Consider the following 14,877-nt stretch of genomic DNA (forward strand, 5'->3'; position numbering starts at 1 on the left):
AGGGACACCAAAGATGATCCGCTACATCGATGACCTGCAGTTGACCGGCAAGCGCGTCTTCATCCGCGTGGACTTCAACGTCCCGCTGGAGGGCCGCCGCATCACCGACGACACCCGCATCCGCGAGGCGCTGCCCACCATCCGGCGCGCGCTGGAGATGGGGGGCAAGGTCATCCTGGCGTCCCACCTCGGTCGGCCCAAGGGGCCGGACCCCAAGCTGTCGCTGGAGCCCGTGGCCGCGAAGCTCGTGGAGCTGCTGGGCGGCAAGCACGAGGTCATCCTCACGGATGACTGCGTGGGCGACGGCGTGAAGAAGCAGGTGAAGGAGCTGAAGGAGGGGCAGGTCGTCCTGCTGGAGAACCTGCGCTTCCACAAGGAGGAGGAGGCGAACGACGAGGCCTTCTCGCGCGAGCTGGCGGCGCTGGCGGACGTCTACGTCAACGACGCGTTCGGCACGGCGCACCGCGCGCACGCGTCCACGGCCGGCATGGTGCCCTTCGTGAAGGAGAAGGCCGCCGGCTTCCTGATGCGCAAGGAGATCGAGTACCTGGGCAAGGTGCTCAAGACGCCGGAGAAGCCCTTCGTGGCCATCCTGGGCGGCTCCAAGGTGAGCGACAAGATCAAGGTCATCGAGAACCTGCTGCCCAAGGTGGACGCGCTGCTCGTGGGCGGCGCGATGGCGTACACCTTCCTGAAGGCGCAGGGCATCGAAGTGGGCAAGAGCCGGGTGGAGGAGGGCGACAAGCTGGCGCTGGCGGCGAAGCTGCTGGACACGGCGAAGCGCCTGAAGACGCCGCTGGTGCTGCCCATCGACCACATCGTGGGCACGGAGCCCACGGAGAAGAGCGTGGCGAAGGAGACGCCGGACCAGGACGTGCCGCCGGACATGATGGGCCTGGACATCGGGCCCAAGACGCGCGCGATGTTCACGCAGCGCATCCGCGACGCGAAGACGGTGGTGTGGAACGGGCCCATGGGCCTCTTCGAGGTCTCCAAGTTCGCGGAGGGCACGCGCTCGGTGGCCGCGGCGATGGCCATCAACACGCAGGCCACGACGGTGATTGGCGGCGGCGACAGCGCGGCGGCGGTGGAGCAGATGGGCTACGCGTCCAAGCTGAGCCACGTGTCCACGGGCGGCGGCGCGTCGCTGGAGTTCCTGGAGGGACGGGAGCTGCCGGGCATCAAGGCGTTGGAGACGAAGTAGACCCCCACGCAGTACCCACCGCGGAGACACCACGATGGCCCACGCTCGTCGGAAGATCGTCGCTGGCAACTGGAAGATGAACAAGACGGTGCCCGAAGCGCTCGCGCTGGTGCGGGAGCTTCGCGGCGCGGTGGCGGGGTTGGGCGACAAGGTGGAGGTCGTCATCGCGCCTCCCTTCGTGGCGCTGCAGCCGCTGCACGTCGCGCTGGAGGGTGCGCCCATCCAGCTGGCGGCGCAGAACTGTCACTGGGAGTCCTCGGGGGCCTTCACCGGGGAGATCAGCGCGCCGATGCTGGTGGAGCTGGGGTGTGCCTACGTCATCGTGGGGCACTCGGAGCGCCGGCAGTTCTTCGGGGAGACGGACGCCACGGTGAACAAGCGGGCGAAGGCCGTGAAGGCCACGGGCATGACGCCCATCGTCTGCGTGGGAGAGACGCTGGCCGAGCGCGAGGCGAACCAGACGCTCGCGGTGGTGGAGCGCCAGGTGCGGGGCGCGCTGGAGGGCTTCTCCGGGGCGGACGTGGCGACGTTCGTGCTGGCGTACGAGCCGGTCTGGGCCATTGGGACGGGCCGGACGGCGACGACGGCGCAGGCGCAGGAGGTCCACGCGGCCATCCGGAGCTTGCTGGGCCGCCTGTATGACGAGGGGACGGCACAGCGGGTGCGGATCCAGTACGGCGGCAGCGTGAAGCCGGACAACGCGGCGGAGCTGCTGGGTCAGCCGGACGTGGACGGGGCGCTCGTGGGGGGAGCGAGCCTCAAGGCGGCGGACTTCGTGGCCATCGTGAAGGCGGCCGGCTAACAGAAGAAGAATCCCCGTTAGAAGTTGTCACCCGTTGACTTCTTTGTGTAGGGTGCGCCCTCTTTCCACGGAGCGTCTGGAAGCGCCATGCTGACCTTCTTCACGATCGTGCACGTCCTGCTCTGCGTGTTCATGATCTTCGTCATCTTGCTGCAGCCGGGGAAGGACGCCGGCATGGGTTCCGCCCTGGGTGGCGGCGCCGCGACGAGCGCCTTCGGTGGGCGCGGCGCGGTGACCTTCCTGAGCAAGCTGACGGGCATCTGCGCCGGCTTGTTCTTCCTGACCTCGCTGGGCCTGTCGTTCGTGGGCCTGCGCGGTTCCGTGGCGGCGGGCGGTTCCGTCGCCACTCCTTCCAAGGCGGCCTCGGCTCCGGCGACCCCGGGGGCGACGACGCCTGCTCCCGCGGCACCGGGGAGCGTGGAGCAGGAGCGTTCCGCGACGCCGCCGGCGGAGGGCCAGCAGGCTCCCGCGCCGACGACGCCTGCTCCTGCGCCCGCGCAGTAGCCGTCAGGCTGTACCGACTTCACGCGTGTGTTGAATTGGTTGTTGCGTGAATCCACGGGGTCCGGTAGATGGACCCCGCGAAATGCCCAGGTGGTGGAACTGGTAGACACACCATCTTGAGGGGGTGGCGCCGAAAGGTGTGCGGGTTCGAATCCCGCCCTGGGCACTCCAACTGAGCCTCCAAGTCTTCGGACTTGGGGGCTTTTTTATTTCTGGGCTGCGGCCTCCTGGTCACGTTGCGCGTATGTCGCATGCCGCTTCACGGGGCCGTCCAGGAGCTTCACCGCGTCCTGCTTCACCTCGGGGCGGAGATGCGCGTACCGCATGGTCAGCTCGATGGTGGCGCGGCCCAGCAGCTCCTGGATGACCTTCAGCGGCACGCCCCTCATGACAAGGTGCTCCCGTAGGTGCGGCGTAGGTCGTGCCACCCGATGGTTCCCTGTCCGCGTGTGATGCCCGCCCGCTTCAACGTGGTGATGATCAGGTGATCCATCATCCCCGGAGTGGGGTGCACTCCGTTCTCCTGGCAGAAGACGAAGGGGCCGCGGAGGTGTCGGTGGCCCTTGAGGGCGTGTCCACGACGGATTGTGGAAGGTCCACCGCCCGGGTGCTGCGGCCCTTGGGAGTGCCTTCGACGCCGCGCCACGGGGGGCCGTTTGACGTGGAGCCTGGCGCGGGTGAGGTCGACGTCCTGCCACCGGAGCCCGATGCGTTCCTCCTGCCGCAGGCCCGGCTTGGGCGCTGTCGTCAGTAGGGCCACGTTCTCGGGCGAGGCGGCGGCGAGGAGCCGATCCACCTCTTCGAAGGCGAGGAAGTCGTAGTCGGGCTTCTTCACCTTGAAGTGCTTCACGTCCGGGCTATGGGCCAGGACGGTGAAGCGGTCCGCGCCGAGGGTGTCCTTCCAGCCGCGCGGGTAGACCCTGCGGCGGCCCGCTACGGGCGCCAGGGCTCCGCCCAGCGTGCCGACGACGCCGGCAATCTGGAGGAGGTCGTTCTGATCGCCCTTCTGGTGCGCGGCGGCGTAGACGCGCGGCAGCTCAATAAGGGAGCGCATCCGTTGGAAGTTCGGACTCCCACAATGGTCCTTGAGCGGGACGTATGTTCTGACGAACTACCCGACTTGGCTCGCAAACATGGACTGCGGCATGTGCTCTCCGTCGCCGACGTGCTGGGAATCGTCTCGAATGCGAGGCGACAGCGGGCTGACGTCTCGGCGACTGAACTCGTGGAAGCGGTCAACTTCTAGTTGAAACATGATGCATTTATCGACTTCGAGCGCCGTGTGCGTGGCGAGTGATTGGCGCGAAGTGAAGCTGCCCCGGTTTCGTGGCGCTCCCGCACTTCGTGTGGATCCAGGGTTCAGACGGTGAGCAGCACTCGACGACGCAGCAGGTCGAAGGCGCATCTCCCGCCAGCGCTCACAGGCGTTCTCACACCCCGCAGCTTGTCGCTGCGACAAGTCCTTCAGATACGGGGCGAGGATGCTCGGTCCGGGCGCTCCCGCCGCGCGCTCAGGGAAGGCTTCGGCGGCGGCTTATTTGCGCACCGTTCCTCGCGCCAGTCCCAGCGTGCGAATGATTCGCAGTAGGGCGTTCCCCGCCAGGTATTGGCACCGGACAGCTTCGTATACAGAGACACGCTGGGAGCGGCTCTCCTCTCGGGAAAGAACTCCGGCGTGAGTTCGCGAGAACCTGGTGGGACGGCGTGAGCTGGTTACGAGAAGAAGCACCGCGCTGCCGCTTGAGGGCGAAAGCGCAGAACGCTCTGCGGAACCGGGGCGACTTCAGTCATTGACTCTGTGTCTATGGTCCCCAAGTGCTTTCTGGCTGGTCGCCAGAGGACGCTGGTCATTCGCATGTTGCTGGCCGCACGGGAGCGAGGAAGAAATAGCGTCTTTCATTCCATGGGGGAGATGGTCCATTCCGGGTTCCATCCTGCTCTTGGGGGGAGACACTCGATGCGAAGCCGTCAAGGTGTGATGTGGTCGTGGGGGCTGGGCGTGACACTGGCCTTGTCATTGGGCGCTTGCAGTGTGGAGCCCCTCGACGAAGGGGCAGAGCCTGGAAGCGATGAGGCGTTGACGCAGGTGAGCCAGGAACTCGCGCCGCCGTGGGACTTGTATGCGGACGCGGTGGCGCCGGGCACCACGCCGACGGTGCTCCACCCGGAAAGGGCGCTGGGCGCACCGGACGGGCAGAGTGCGACAATACCGGGCCTGCTCACCTCGGCGCTGGTGCTGGACCTGGGGCAGGGCGAGGAGGGCACCGGCGACCTGCGCGTCTATTACCATGGCCTGTCGGTGGTCCTGGTGGCCCAGGTGGACTTCCTGAAAGCGGATGGGACCCACGTCGGCTCCGGCCTGCTGCACATGGGCCTGGGGGCCCATGTCGCGGTGGCGAGGTACCTCGGGAATTACCCCTATCGCTACGTGCGCCTGCGGGGCGCGTTGCTCGGGGTCTATCAGGTGGACGCGGTGGAGACGTCCATCCGGCCCTTCTGTGGTGACGGGGTGATTGGTGGAGCCGAAACCTGTGACGACGGCAATCAACTCTCGGGAGACGGCTGTAACAGTGTCTGCCAGGTGGAGCCGGGCTACACCTGCACGGGACAGCCGACAGTGTGTACAGACATCGACGAGTGCGCCGCCGGTACCGACAACTGCGACGAAAACGCCACCTGCACCAACATCGGAGGCTCCTTCACCTGCGCTTGCAAGGCGGGGTACGCGGGCGACGGCGTGACCTGTACGGACATCGACGAGTGCGCCGCCGGTACCGACAACTGCGACGAAAACGCCACCTGCACCAACATCGGGGGCTCCTTCACCTGCGCTTGCAAGGCGGGGTACGCGGGCGACGGCGTGACCTGTACAGACATCGACGAGTGCGCCGCCGGTACCGACAACTGCGACGAAAACGCCACCTGCACCAACATCGGGGGCTCCTTCACCTGCGCCTGCAATGCGGGGTACGAGGGCGACGGCGTGACCTGCACCAACATCGACGATTGTGCCGCAAACCCCTGCCTGAACGGTGGCACCTGCATCGACGGCGTGGGGAGCTACACCTGCAAGTGCGCGCCCACCTACGAGGGGACCAATTGCCAGTCCTGCTCCGGCACCCTCGCGGACTGCAACGGGAACTCGTCCGACGGCTGCGAGGTGAACCTCCAGAGCGACGCCGAGAGTTGCGGCGCCTGCGGCATCGTGTGCTCGACGGGCCAGATCTGCTCGAACGCCACCTGCCAGGCTCCCCCTCCCGGCCAGGTCCCCGGCACGCCGGTCAGCTCCCCCGCGAACCACGGTCCGCTGGCCCCGGCGGTCGCCGATGTGAATGGCGACGGCAAGCTCGACATCCTGGTGGCCAACGCCGAATCCGCGTCGACCGAGACTCCCTCTGGCTCGCTCTCCGTTTTCCTGGGGAATGGCGACGCCAGCGTCCAGTCGGAGGTCAACTACGGGAGCGCCTCGCTCTCCAGCAACGCGGTCGTGGCCGTGGACGTGGACGGCGACGGGTGGCTCGACGCCGTCACCGTCAACGGCCAGACCAACCTGCCCCTCATCAACGGAAGCATCAGCGTCTACAAGAACCTGGGCCCGAGCGCGCCGGGGACCTTCGGTGCGCCGACGAGCTTCACCACTGGCACCCCGGGCTCCGTCCACCTCTGCACCGGGGACTTCAATCACGACGGGGTGGCTGACATCGCCACGACGAGCGTGACCCAGAACCAGGTGAGCGTGCTGTTCGGCAGCGGCGCGGGCAGCTTCGGCGCGCCGACGTTCATCGGCATCCCGAACACCGGCGGCGCGCAGTCGACCATCGCCTGCCGTGACCTGAACAGCGATGGCTTCTCCGATATCGTGGTGACGAGCCCCGCCAGCGCACGCCTGTCGGTCCTCATCAACCAGGGCGATGGCTCGTTCGCCGCCCCCGTCTCCTACAGCAACGCCGTCAACGGCCAGACGGCGGGCATCGCCTTCGGCGACGCCAACGGCGACGGCATGCTCGACATCCTCTCGAACGGCGCGGCCGGCCGGTATCTCTTCTTCTTCAAGGGGAACGGCAACGGCACCTTCGCGAGCGGCGTTCAGTCCACCGCCGCGGCCAGTACGGCCACCAACTCGGCGCTGGGCGTCGTGGCCGATGACTTCAACGGCGATGGCAAGCTCGACGCCTACATCCTCGTTACAGCGGCCTCGGGCGGCGTCCGCCCGATGACCGGCAACGGAAACGGAGGCTTCACCTCGGGCACTGTCGTCGAGACCGGCGCCTCGCCTGGCCTCAACGCCATTGCCACCGCGGACATGGACGCGGATGGGTACGCCGACCTCATCCTGACCAACAGGGGCTCCGGCACCGTGACCGTGGTCCCCAACGGACTCTAGGTCGCTGTTCGCGATGGGGCGGTGTGCCCTGATTTCAGCGCGGTCTCGGTAGGAGAATCGGTGCGCCGCGTGTCTCTCGCGCGGCGCACCGAAAGACGCGCAGGCGCCTGACCCGCCCTCACCTCCACGGAGGCCCTATTCCACACGGGTGCGGGACCACGCGGCGTGCCTGGCTCAACGTGCGGTGAGCGTCAAGGTAGCTGTCGCGTGAGAGGCTTCAGCCGGCGTGCCGAGCTTCCAGCAGCGCAGGAGCGAGGTTGGGCGCGGGGGTGAGGACATCCTCAACCTTCTCGGCCACGCAGGCCGCAAGGTGGCCGGGGGCATGGCTCGCGCTCGGCACCGACGTCGAGGAGGTGTGTCAGCAGGCCGATGCGCCCTTGCCGCACAGCTCCGCGAACGCGTCGGCGTCGAGCATCGCCTGGCACCTCTCGCCACCCGCCAGGGCCCGAAGGCCCGTTACCGAGGCACGCGCCGCAACCTCTTTGACCTCAGGCGACTCGCGGTCGTCCAAAACCTCGAGGTCGCCGCGCGCTATCAGCTCGCGGCGTGACCTGACCTGTTCGGTTCTCTAGGACTCCGCTGCGAGTCGGGCCAGCACCGCATCCAGCAACCCTGCCGCGTTGTCGGTGTGCAGGTTGTGCCCTCCGGGGATGCTGACGCTGTGCGAACGTGGCGCGTGGAGGTCAGGGGCGATGAGTACCGGTGTCCCGGCGAACTGGCTGGTCGTCCCGTAGATCCGCGTCGACGGCACGGAGAGGGCTCCGAGCAGCGTGAGGTAGTGCTCGCGTGAGAAGCCGAGGTCGACGCCCAGTGGGTTTCGCAGCCGGGCATCCCACGACCAGCGCAGGCCGCCCTCGCATGGCTCGGTGAGCCGCTGCGCGAGCTTGAGCGACCGGTTCGTGCTCAGGCCTCCGTGGCTCAGGGTGAGCATCCTCGCCGCGGTCGTCAGGTCGGGGTAGGGCGCATGCGCTGGGGGCTCCGTCAGGTAGCGCAGGTCGTTCTTCAGCAGCTCAAGCGCGCCTTGCTGCTCCCGCAGGTGCGGGATGACGGGCTCCACCAGGATCAGCCGCTCCACCTGCTCGGGATACGCCGACGCGAACAGCGTGGCCACGGCCCCACCCATCGAATGCCCGACGAGGCTGAATGGGCGCTTCGCTGCTCCCGCCACGTGGCCCGCGACCCGGGTGAGGTCCAGCAGGAAGTCCACGACGGTCAGCGCGATGTTCGCGGGAGCATGCCCGGACCGACCGTGACCGCGGAGGTCCAACGCCACCACGCGGTAGCCGCGCTTGGCCAACCCGACCGCCAGCTCATCCCAGCTCGCGGCCTGATCGAGGATGCCGTGCACGCAGAGCACGAGCGGAGCGTCCGCGGGCCCCCATTCGCAGACACTCAGCCTCGCGTGGTCGCTCGACGCGATGAACGACTCGCGGAGCGTCGCGAGCGGGACCGCCGCGTCCTGTGCTTCTTCCTCGACAGGCGCGCTCGTGAAAGTCGGGGGATTGGCTCCCGCCCCCAGCTTCAGGACGTCCACCAGCAGATGGTGCCCCAGTTGCATCAGCGTCGGGTGATCGAACAGCAGCGCCGGGCTGAGCGTGCAGCCGAGACTCGATTCAACGCGGTTCTTCAGCTCGACCGCCATCAGCGAATCGAAGCCCAACTCCAGCAGCGGCTGTGTGACCTCGACCGCATCCGATGCCGCGAGCCCCACGACGCTCGCCACCTGTCGACGCAGGAACTCGATGAGGGTGGTCTCACGCTGGTCCTCTGGCTGTCCCGTCAACCGTGCAAGCAGCGCACCGGCTTGCGGCGGTTCAGACCTCGCCGCCCCCTGACCCAGCACGGAGTAGAGCCGGCTGTGCCCTGGACTCGAGACCGTCTTCAGGAACTTCGTCCAATCCATGTCGGCCACCGCCACCGTCGCGGGTGCGCCGTGCAACAGGTGCTCGAACACCTCCACGTTGTCGCTGGCCGACATGCGCCCCAGGCCCAGGGATTCAAAGCGCGCACGGTTGGCGGCTCGCGCCGTCTCCGCCATGCCTCCCGCCGCCCAGGGCCCCCACTGGATGCTCGTCGCCGGAAGGCCCTGACTCCTGCGCGACGCGGCGAGCCCGTCCATGAACGCGTTGGCCGTGGCGTAGTTTCCCTGGCCCGGGGCGCCCATCACCGCCGCGATCGACGAGAAGAGGACGAAGAAGTCCAGCTCCAACGAGCGGGTCGCCCTGTGCAGGTTCCACGCACCGTCGACCTTGGGCGCCAGCACTCGCGCGAAGCGCTGCCAGGTCTGTTTGACGAGCACCCCGTCATCGAGCACGCCCGCCGCGTGCACGATGCCTCCGAGCGGCCGGAGTTCCCGTGCGATGCGCTGCACGACCGCTTCAACCTGTCCGGCGTCGGCGACGTCCACACGCTCAATGAGGACCTCCGCCCCCGCCGCGCGCAGCGACTCGACGGCCTCTCGCGCTCCGTCGCCAGGCTCGGAACGACCCGAGAGCACCAGCTGCCGTGCGCCGCTCGCGACCAGACTCCGCGCGATGTGCAGCCCGAGCGCCCCGAGTCCTCCCGTGATCCAATAGGTCCTGTCGGCACGCACCGGGCCCGTCGTCTGTTCACCCGCGGGCAGCGTCAGCACCACCTTGCCGATGTTCTTGGCCTGCGCGAGGTGACGGAATCCCGCTTCGGCCTGACGGAGGGGGAACGTCTTGACGGGGAGTGGCGCGAGGCGGCCATCCTCGAGTCCCCGGACCGCGTCGGCGAGCAGGTCCACCTGGAGCTCGGCGTTGCCGTCGACCTCTCCCAGGTCGAAGGAGAAGTACTCCACGTCGGGCCGGTGCGCCGCCATCTCGGCCGCGCTCCAGATGCCAATCTTGCCGATCTCGATGAACCGGCCACCCTGGGCCAGCACATCGGCGCTCCGGGAGATGTACTCACCGGTCAGGCTGTTCAGGACGACGTCCACCCCGCGTCCCCCGGTGAGCCGAAGGACCTCCTCCGCGAAGTCCAGGGTTCGCGAGTTCATCACGTGGGTGACGCCGTGCTTCTTGACGTGCTCCCACTTCGACGGACTCGCGGTCCCGAACACCGTCGCGCCGCGCGCCCGCGCGATCTGGACCGCCGCCTGCCCGACTCCCCCCGCGCAGGCGTGGATCAGCACGCTCTCGCCAGGACGCAGCCGAGCGAGCTTCTCCAGGCTGTAGATGGCGGTCATGAACGCGGCGGGAATCGAGGCTGCCTGCGCGAACGACAGGTTTCCCGGCATCCGGTGCACGAGCCGGCGGTCAATCGTGACGTGGCTCGCGAGGGCCGACGGCGCCATCGTGAAGACACGGTCTCCGACGGAGAACCCCGTGACGCCAGCGCCCACGCGCACGACGCGGCCCGCGCACTCGAACCCGAGCGGCTGATCAACGGCTCTCAGGATGCCAGCCTTGCGGCTGAAGTCCTCGAGCATCCCCAGGCAGTACAGCACGTCCTTGAAATTGATCGCCGAAGCACACACCTCGAGTTCGAGCTCGCCGGCCGCTGGCTCTCGGCGCTCCGTCGCGACCAGCGTCAACCGGTCCAGCGCGCCATAGGCAGAGGCGCGCAACCGGTAGCTCTCACCCGGGATCGCGAGCTGCCCTCGGGCCTGCGCAGCGGCATGCGTCCATCGCGCCACATGTCGCTTGCCGGCGCGGACCGCGATCTGGTGTTCGGCGTCCGACTGGAGGAGTTCAGCTGCCACGGGAGCCAGATCGCCGCCGTCGACATCCACGCAGGTGCAACCGAGCGACGGATGCTCCAGCGAGATCGTGCGCCCGAGTCCCCACAGCGCCGCTTGCGTCGCGCTCACCCGCTCGCCCTCGGTGACAGGCTGCGCGCCACGCGTGACGAGATACAGGCGAGGGAGGCGCTGGCCTGGAACGTCCATCAACGCCTGGACGAGCGCCAGCACGCTCCCGCATGAGCGCGCGAGCGCCCGTTCGTGCTCGGACCCGCTTCCCTCCGCCACCTCGCTGGGCGTGCCTTCCAGGGCGTCGTCCAGCGCCCAGAGATGCACGATGCCCGCGAGGGGCAGGGGGCTCGCCGCGGCATGGTCCGCCAGCACTCGCGACCAGGCTGCCTTGTCGAGCGGAGCAATATCGCCTTCGCTCACCAGCGTGCAGGGTTCGCCACTCGCTTCGAGCCGTGCCCGCAACCGGGCTCCGGCCCCGCCTCGGTCCCCGAGGAGAAGCCAGCGCCTCCGGGGCGCGGCCGTACGGTCCGAGGGCTCGGACTCCGGAAGGCCCTGATGCGCCCACGTCAGCGAATAGAGCTTTTCCTTCCACGTGGCCGTCGCGTACGTGAGTGCGCGACGGTCGACCCGCATCGCCTGCAACCCTTCCACCGCGCACACCGCGTTCCCCGCGTCATCCAGCAGGTGGATGTCGGCGATGACGCGTGGATCCCCCGGCGAGGGCGCGCGCCGGAGGATGGCATGGGCCCACACGGTCTCGGGCACCGCGCGCAAGAGGTGCAGCGCGTCGATACCGACGGGGAGGCAGACCACGTCGGCCGGCTCCGCGACCATCGCACCGACTGCCTGGAAACAGCCGTCCAGGACCGCGGGGTGGAGCGCATGGGCCGCCGCATCGTCGCGGGACACACCCGGAGGCTGGATCCTCGCGAGGACTTCTGGCGGCTGCGTGCCGTCTCCCGCGAGTCGACGGAGGTCCACGACCGCTCGGAACTCACCGCTGTAGCCCAAGCCGAGCGCGGCGTAGCGCGCGTAGAACGCCTCTGTGTCGAGCCGCTCGCCCGCGCCATCGAACCGCTGATGCACCCCGGCCGCATCGACCGTGGCAGGTGCCGGTCCGCGAGCCGGTGCCACCTCGACTTCACCGGTCACGTGGGTTCGCCACGTTGCCGCGTCCTCGGAAGCGGCGCTCAGGATCTTGAAGCGATACCGGTGTTCTCCCATGTCAGCCAGGTGCGTCTGCACCACGGTCTCGGCATCGGGTGGGAGCACCAGGGCCGTCTGCACCGCCACGTTGCGCAGGGAGAGGCCCGCCCGCGAATCCTCCTTCCAGAGGCCAGCCAGGGCCATCTCCACGTAGCCTGCGGCCGGGACGACGACCTTCTCGTAGACGCGGTGATGCCGGAGGTACGCGGGGCTGCTCGCGGACAGCGCGCTCTCGAACAGGAGATCCCCAGAAGGCAGCGCGGCGCTCCGCAGCTTCCGCCCCAAGAGTGGGTGACTCTCGCCGGACCGGGCCACCGCCGCCGTGCCGTCGGCGCGGTGGATCCAGTAGCGCTGACGCTGGAACGGGTAGGTCGGCAGTGCCAGCCTGGGGGGCGGCGTTCGAGCGCACCGCCCTGCCTTGCGGAGGTCCACGGGCAGTCCGTGCGAGAACAGCTTCGCGGCGGCCTCCAGCATCTGCTGCCACGCTGCCGTCTTCGCCCTCAGGCTCGCTGCCGTGACGAAGCGGCCCGGTTCGACACAGGCGGTCGCCAGTCCTACCAGCGTCGCGCTCGGTCCCACCTCGAGCAGCGCGGCCACCCGGTTCGCCTCCAGGGCCCGCACCCCGGCCATGAAGTCGACGGGCGCGAGCACGTGCTCCACCCAGTACCCCGGGGTGCCCAGCTCCGCGCCCGCGACCGTGCCCGTCACGTTCGAGATGATGTCGAGCGTCGGGCGACGGAACGTCACCGTCTCCGCGACCGCGCGCAGCTCCTCGAGCATCGGCCGCATCAGCGCCGAGTGGAAGGCATGCGAGACATCGAGCAGCCCACGGTTGCGGATGCCCTGGTGTCCCAGTTGCTCGCATGCCGCGAGGACCGCGTCCCTCGCTCCGGAGATCACCGTCTGGTCCGGCGCGTTGAGGGCCGCGATGGAGAGCTGTTCGCTCCGGGCCGCGACGACCGGCGCCACCGTGTCCCGCCCGGCGAGGATGACCGCCATCGCCCCGCCCTCGGGCAGCGCCTGCATCAGCCGGCCCCGCGCGGCGATGAGCTTCAGGCCGTCCTCCAGGTCGAACAGGTCCGCCACGCACGCCGCGGCGAGCTCACCCACGCTATGGCCCATGACGAACGACGGACGCACGCCCCACGACTGCCAGAGGCGCGCGAGCGCCACTTCGAGCGCGAACAGCGCCGGCTGCGTGTACTTCGTCTGGTTCAGCAACCCCGTGTGCTCGCCCCACAGGACCTCGCGGAGCGGAAGGTCGAGGTGCGCCGCGAGGACTTCCTCACAACGCATGAGGGTTTCGCGAAAGGCCGGGTGCAGGTCGTACAGCTCCTTGCCCATGCCCGCGAACTGCGAGCCCTGACCGGTGAAGAGGAACGCAAGCCGTCCCTCCATCGCCGTGGCCACGCCCTGCTGCACGTCCTTCCCTGACACCTTCCGCGTCCGCGCGAACGCCGCGAGCTTGTCGCGCAGCGCTGACGGCGCGTCCGCCACCACCGCGAGGCGGTGCGAGAACCGTGCACGACCCGTGTTCGCCGTCCACGTCACCGCGTCGAGAGATGCCTCGGGGTGCTGCTCCAACCAATGCGCATGGCGCCCGGCCATCTCGGCGAGTGCGTCTGGCGTCCGCGCTGACAGGCACAGCAGGTGCGCCGGTGGTGTCTCCACCGCGACGGGGGCGGGGGGCGGCGGTTCTTCGAGGACGACGTGCGCGTTGGTGCCACTGAAGCCGAAGGCGCTGACCCCGGCGATGCGCGGTCGCTTGCCTCGGGGCCATGGGAGCGGCTGGCGCGGGACGGACAGCGGGAGGTCCTTCCACGGAATGCGGCTGCTCAGCTCCCCCAACGTCGGGTAGCCGGGGAGGGTCTCCTGCTGGAGCGAGAGGATCACCTTGAAGAGCCCCGCCATCCCGGCGGCGATCTCCAGGTGCCCGACGAGGGTCTTCGCCGAACCCAGGAGGAGCGGCCGGTCCTGGGGCCTGTCCGGACCGAAGACCTGTGCCAGCGCGCCCACTTCGATGGGGTCTCCCAGCGCGGTGCCGGTCCCATGGGTCTCGACGTAGTCGACGTCCCCCGGCTTCACGCCGGCCCGCGCGAGCGCTCGGCGTACAAGCGCCTCCTGCATCGGGCCGTTGGGGACCGTGAGCCCAGAGCTCGCGCCATCCTGGTTGAGGGCGGAGCCGCGGATCACCGCGAGGACGCGGTCCCCATCCGCCCGGGCAGCCGACAACGTCTTGAGCACGAGGGCCGCGACTCCCTCGGAGCGCACATAGCCGTTGGCCAGCTCGTCGAAGGTCTTGCAGCGGCCGTCAGGCGCCATCATCCGCGCCTTGGAGAAGGCCGCGGTGATCTCCGGCGCGAGGATGACGTTCACGCTGGCCGCGAGCGCGACCTGGCACTCCCCCTTGCGCAGGCTCTCGGCCGCGTAGTGCACCGCGACCAGCGCGGACGAGCACGCCGTTTCGAAGGACACGCACGGCCCGTTGAAGCCGAAGGTGTACGCGAGCCTCCCTGCGGCGACGCTCGTGGCATTGCCCGTCCCCAGGTAGGCCGTCACGTTCTCGACGCGCTGGAGCGCCATCCGGCAGTAGTCCGACGTGCACACGCCGACGAACACGCCGCCCGGCGTGCCGTACAGCGCATCCGGCGACAGCCCTGCGTTCTCGAGCGCCTCCCAGGACAGCTCCAGCAGCAGGCGCTGCTGCGGGTCCATCAGCGCCGCTTCGCGCGGTGAGATGCCGAAGAACGGGGCATCGAACCGGTCGATGTGCTCCAGGAAGCCGCCGTAGCGCGTCGACATCTTTCCCGGCGCATCCGGGTCCGGGTCGTACAGCGCGTCGATGTTCCAACGCTCCCGAGGCACCTCCGTGATGCTCGGCTCGCCACGGTGGAGCAGGGTCCAGTAGGCATCCGGGCCCTCCGCGCCTGGAAACCGGCAGCTCATCCCCACGATGGCGATCGGCTCGTCCTGGGTCTTGCGCAGGACCGCGACCTCGTTCTCCAACCGCTCGATGATGCGGAGGACCTTCTCTGAATCCCGGACGGTCTGCGACATGACGT

At 68.8% G+C, this 14,877-nt stretch carries 8 protein-coding genes, 1 tRNA gene and 1 pseudogene; 7 read left to right on the top strand and 3 right to left on the bottom strand.

Features of this window, described 5'->3' with window-relative positions:
* Positions 1 to 13 precede the first annotated feature (13 nt).
* The 4 genes from GTY96_RS17705 (at position 14) to GTY96_RS17720 (ending at position 2,676) form a co-directional block, all read left to right on the top strand.
* The gene (locus tag GTY96_RS17705) at positions 14 to 1,204 is read left to right on the top strand and encodes a phosphoglycerate kinase (protein WP_143901714.1); all 1,191 of its coding nucleotides are present in this window, start codon (positions 14 to 16) and stop codon (positions 1,202 to 1,204) included.
* A gap of 34 nt (positions 1,205 to 1,238) precedes the next feature.
* The gene (gene tpiA, locus GTY96_RS17710; RefSeq protein ID WP_143901712.1) at positions 1,239 to 2,006 is read left to right on the top strand and encodes a triose-phosphate isomerase; all 768 of its coding nucleotides are present in this window, start codon (positions 1,239 to 1,241) and stop codon (positions 2,004 to 2,006) included.
* A gap of 87 nt (positions 2,007 to 2,093) precedes the next feature.
* Positions 2,094 to 2,510: a preprotein translocase subunit SecG gene (gene secG / locus GTY96_RS17715; protein ID WP_161665320.1), complete on the top strand. Its 417-nt coding sequence runs from the start codon at positions 2,094 to 2,096 to the stop codon at positions 2,508 to 2,510.
* An 84-nt stretch (positions 2,511 to 2,594) separates the two neighbouring features.
* Positions 2,595 to 2,676: transfer RNA gene (locus GTY96_RS17720), tRNA-Leu, on the top strand.
* Positions 2,677 to 2,716: 40 nt separating this feature from the next.
* Here GTY96_RS17720 and GTY96_RS37220 read toward each other — a convergent pair.
* Positions 2,717 to 2,899 carry a hypothetical protein gene (locus GTY96_RS37220; RefSeq protein ID WP_201756154.1) on the bottom strand — a complete coding sequence of 61 codons (183 nt, stop codon included), beginning with the start codon at positions 2,897 to 2,899 and terminating at the stop codon, positions 2,717 to 2,719.
* Positions 2,896 to 3,564 carry a tyrosine-type recombinase/integrase gene (locus GTY96_RS17725; protein WP_201756155.1) on the bottom strand — a complete coding sequence of 223 codons (669 nt, stop codon included), beginning with the start codon at positions 3,562 to 3,564 and terminating at the stop codon, positions 2,896 to 2,898. The genes GTY96_RS37220 and GTY96_RS17725 overlap by 4 nt, the downstream gene beginning before the upstream one ends.
* Before the next feature lie 24 nt (positions 3,565 to 3,588).
* Between GTY96_RS17725 and GTY96_RS38780 the strand changes: the two genes are divergently transcribed.
* The 3 genes and pseudogenes from GTY96_RS38780 to GTY96_RS17735 all read left to right on the top strand — a co-directional run.
* Complete coding sequence (locus GTY96_RS38780) at positions 3,589 to 3,756, top strand: DUF7716 domain-containing protein (RefSeq protein ID WP_456318757.1); 168 nt, start codon at positions 3,589 to 3,591, stop codon at positions 3,754 to 3,756.
* Between the two features lie 840 nt (positions 3,757 to 4,596).
* Entirely contained in the window at positions 4,597 to 6,894 is a 2,298-nt protein-coding gene (locus GTY96_RS17730) for an FG-GAP-like repeat-containing protein (RefSeq protein WP_328700921.1), read from the top strand.
* 382 nt (positions 6,895 to 7,276) lie between these two features.
* Positions 7,277 to 7,444 (top strand): annotated as a pseudogene (locus GTY96_RS17735) (IS1182-like element ISStau7 family transposase); the annotation flags it as partial.
* A gap of 18 nt (positions 7,445 to 7,462) precedes the next feature.
* On the opposite strand, the gene GTY96_RS17740 reads toward GTY96_RS17735, so the two are convergent.
* On the bottom strand, positions 7,463 to 14,872 hold the full coding sequence (locus tag GTY96_RS17740; protein WP_161665322.1) for a type I polyketide synthase: 7,410 nt from the start codon (positions 14,870 to 14,872) through the stop codon (positions 7,463 to 7,465).
* Between the last annotated feature and the right edge of the window lie 5 nt (positions 14,873 to 14,877).

The organism is Corallococcus silvisoli (assembly GCF_009909145.1).
GTDB classification, from domain to species: Bacteria; Myxococcota; Myxococcia; order Myxococcales; family Myxococcaceae; genus Corallococcus; species Corallococcus silvisoli.

Bases quoted from the DNA above. Each gene is read 5' to 3' on its own strand.
- GTY96_RS17705 (WP_143901714.1), top strand. From the start codon at position 14: ATGATCCGCTACATCGATGACCTGCAGTTGACCGGCAAGCGCGTCTTC.
- tpiA (WP_143901712.1), top strand. From the start codon at position 1,239: ATGGCCCACGCTCGTCGGAAGATCGTCGCTGGCAACTGGAAGATGAAC.
- secG (WP_161665320.1), top strand. From the start codon at position 2,094: ATGCTGACCTTCTTCACGATCGTGCACGTCCTGCTCTGCGTGTTCATG.
- GTY96_RS37220 (WP_201756154.1), bottom strand. From the start codon at position 2,899: ATGAGGGGCGTGCCGCTGAAGGTCATCCAGGAGCTGCTGGGCCGCGCC.
- GTY96_RS17725 (WP_201756155.1), bottom strand. From the start codon at position 3,564: ATGCGCTCCCTTATTGAGCTGCCGCGCGTCTACGCCGCCGCGCACCAG.
- GTY96_RS38780 (WP_456318757.1), top strand. From the start codon at position 3,589: ATGGTCCTTGAGCGGGACGTATGTTCTGACGAACTACCCGACTTGGCT.
- GTY96_RS17740 (WP_161665322.1), bottom strand. From the start codon at position 14,872: ATGTCGCAGACCGTCCGGGATTCAGAGAAGGTCCTCCGCATCATCGAG.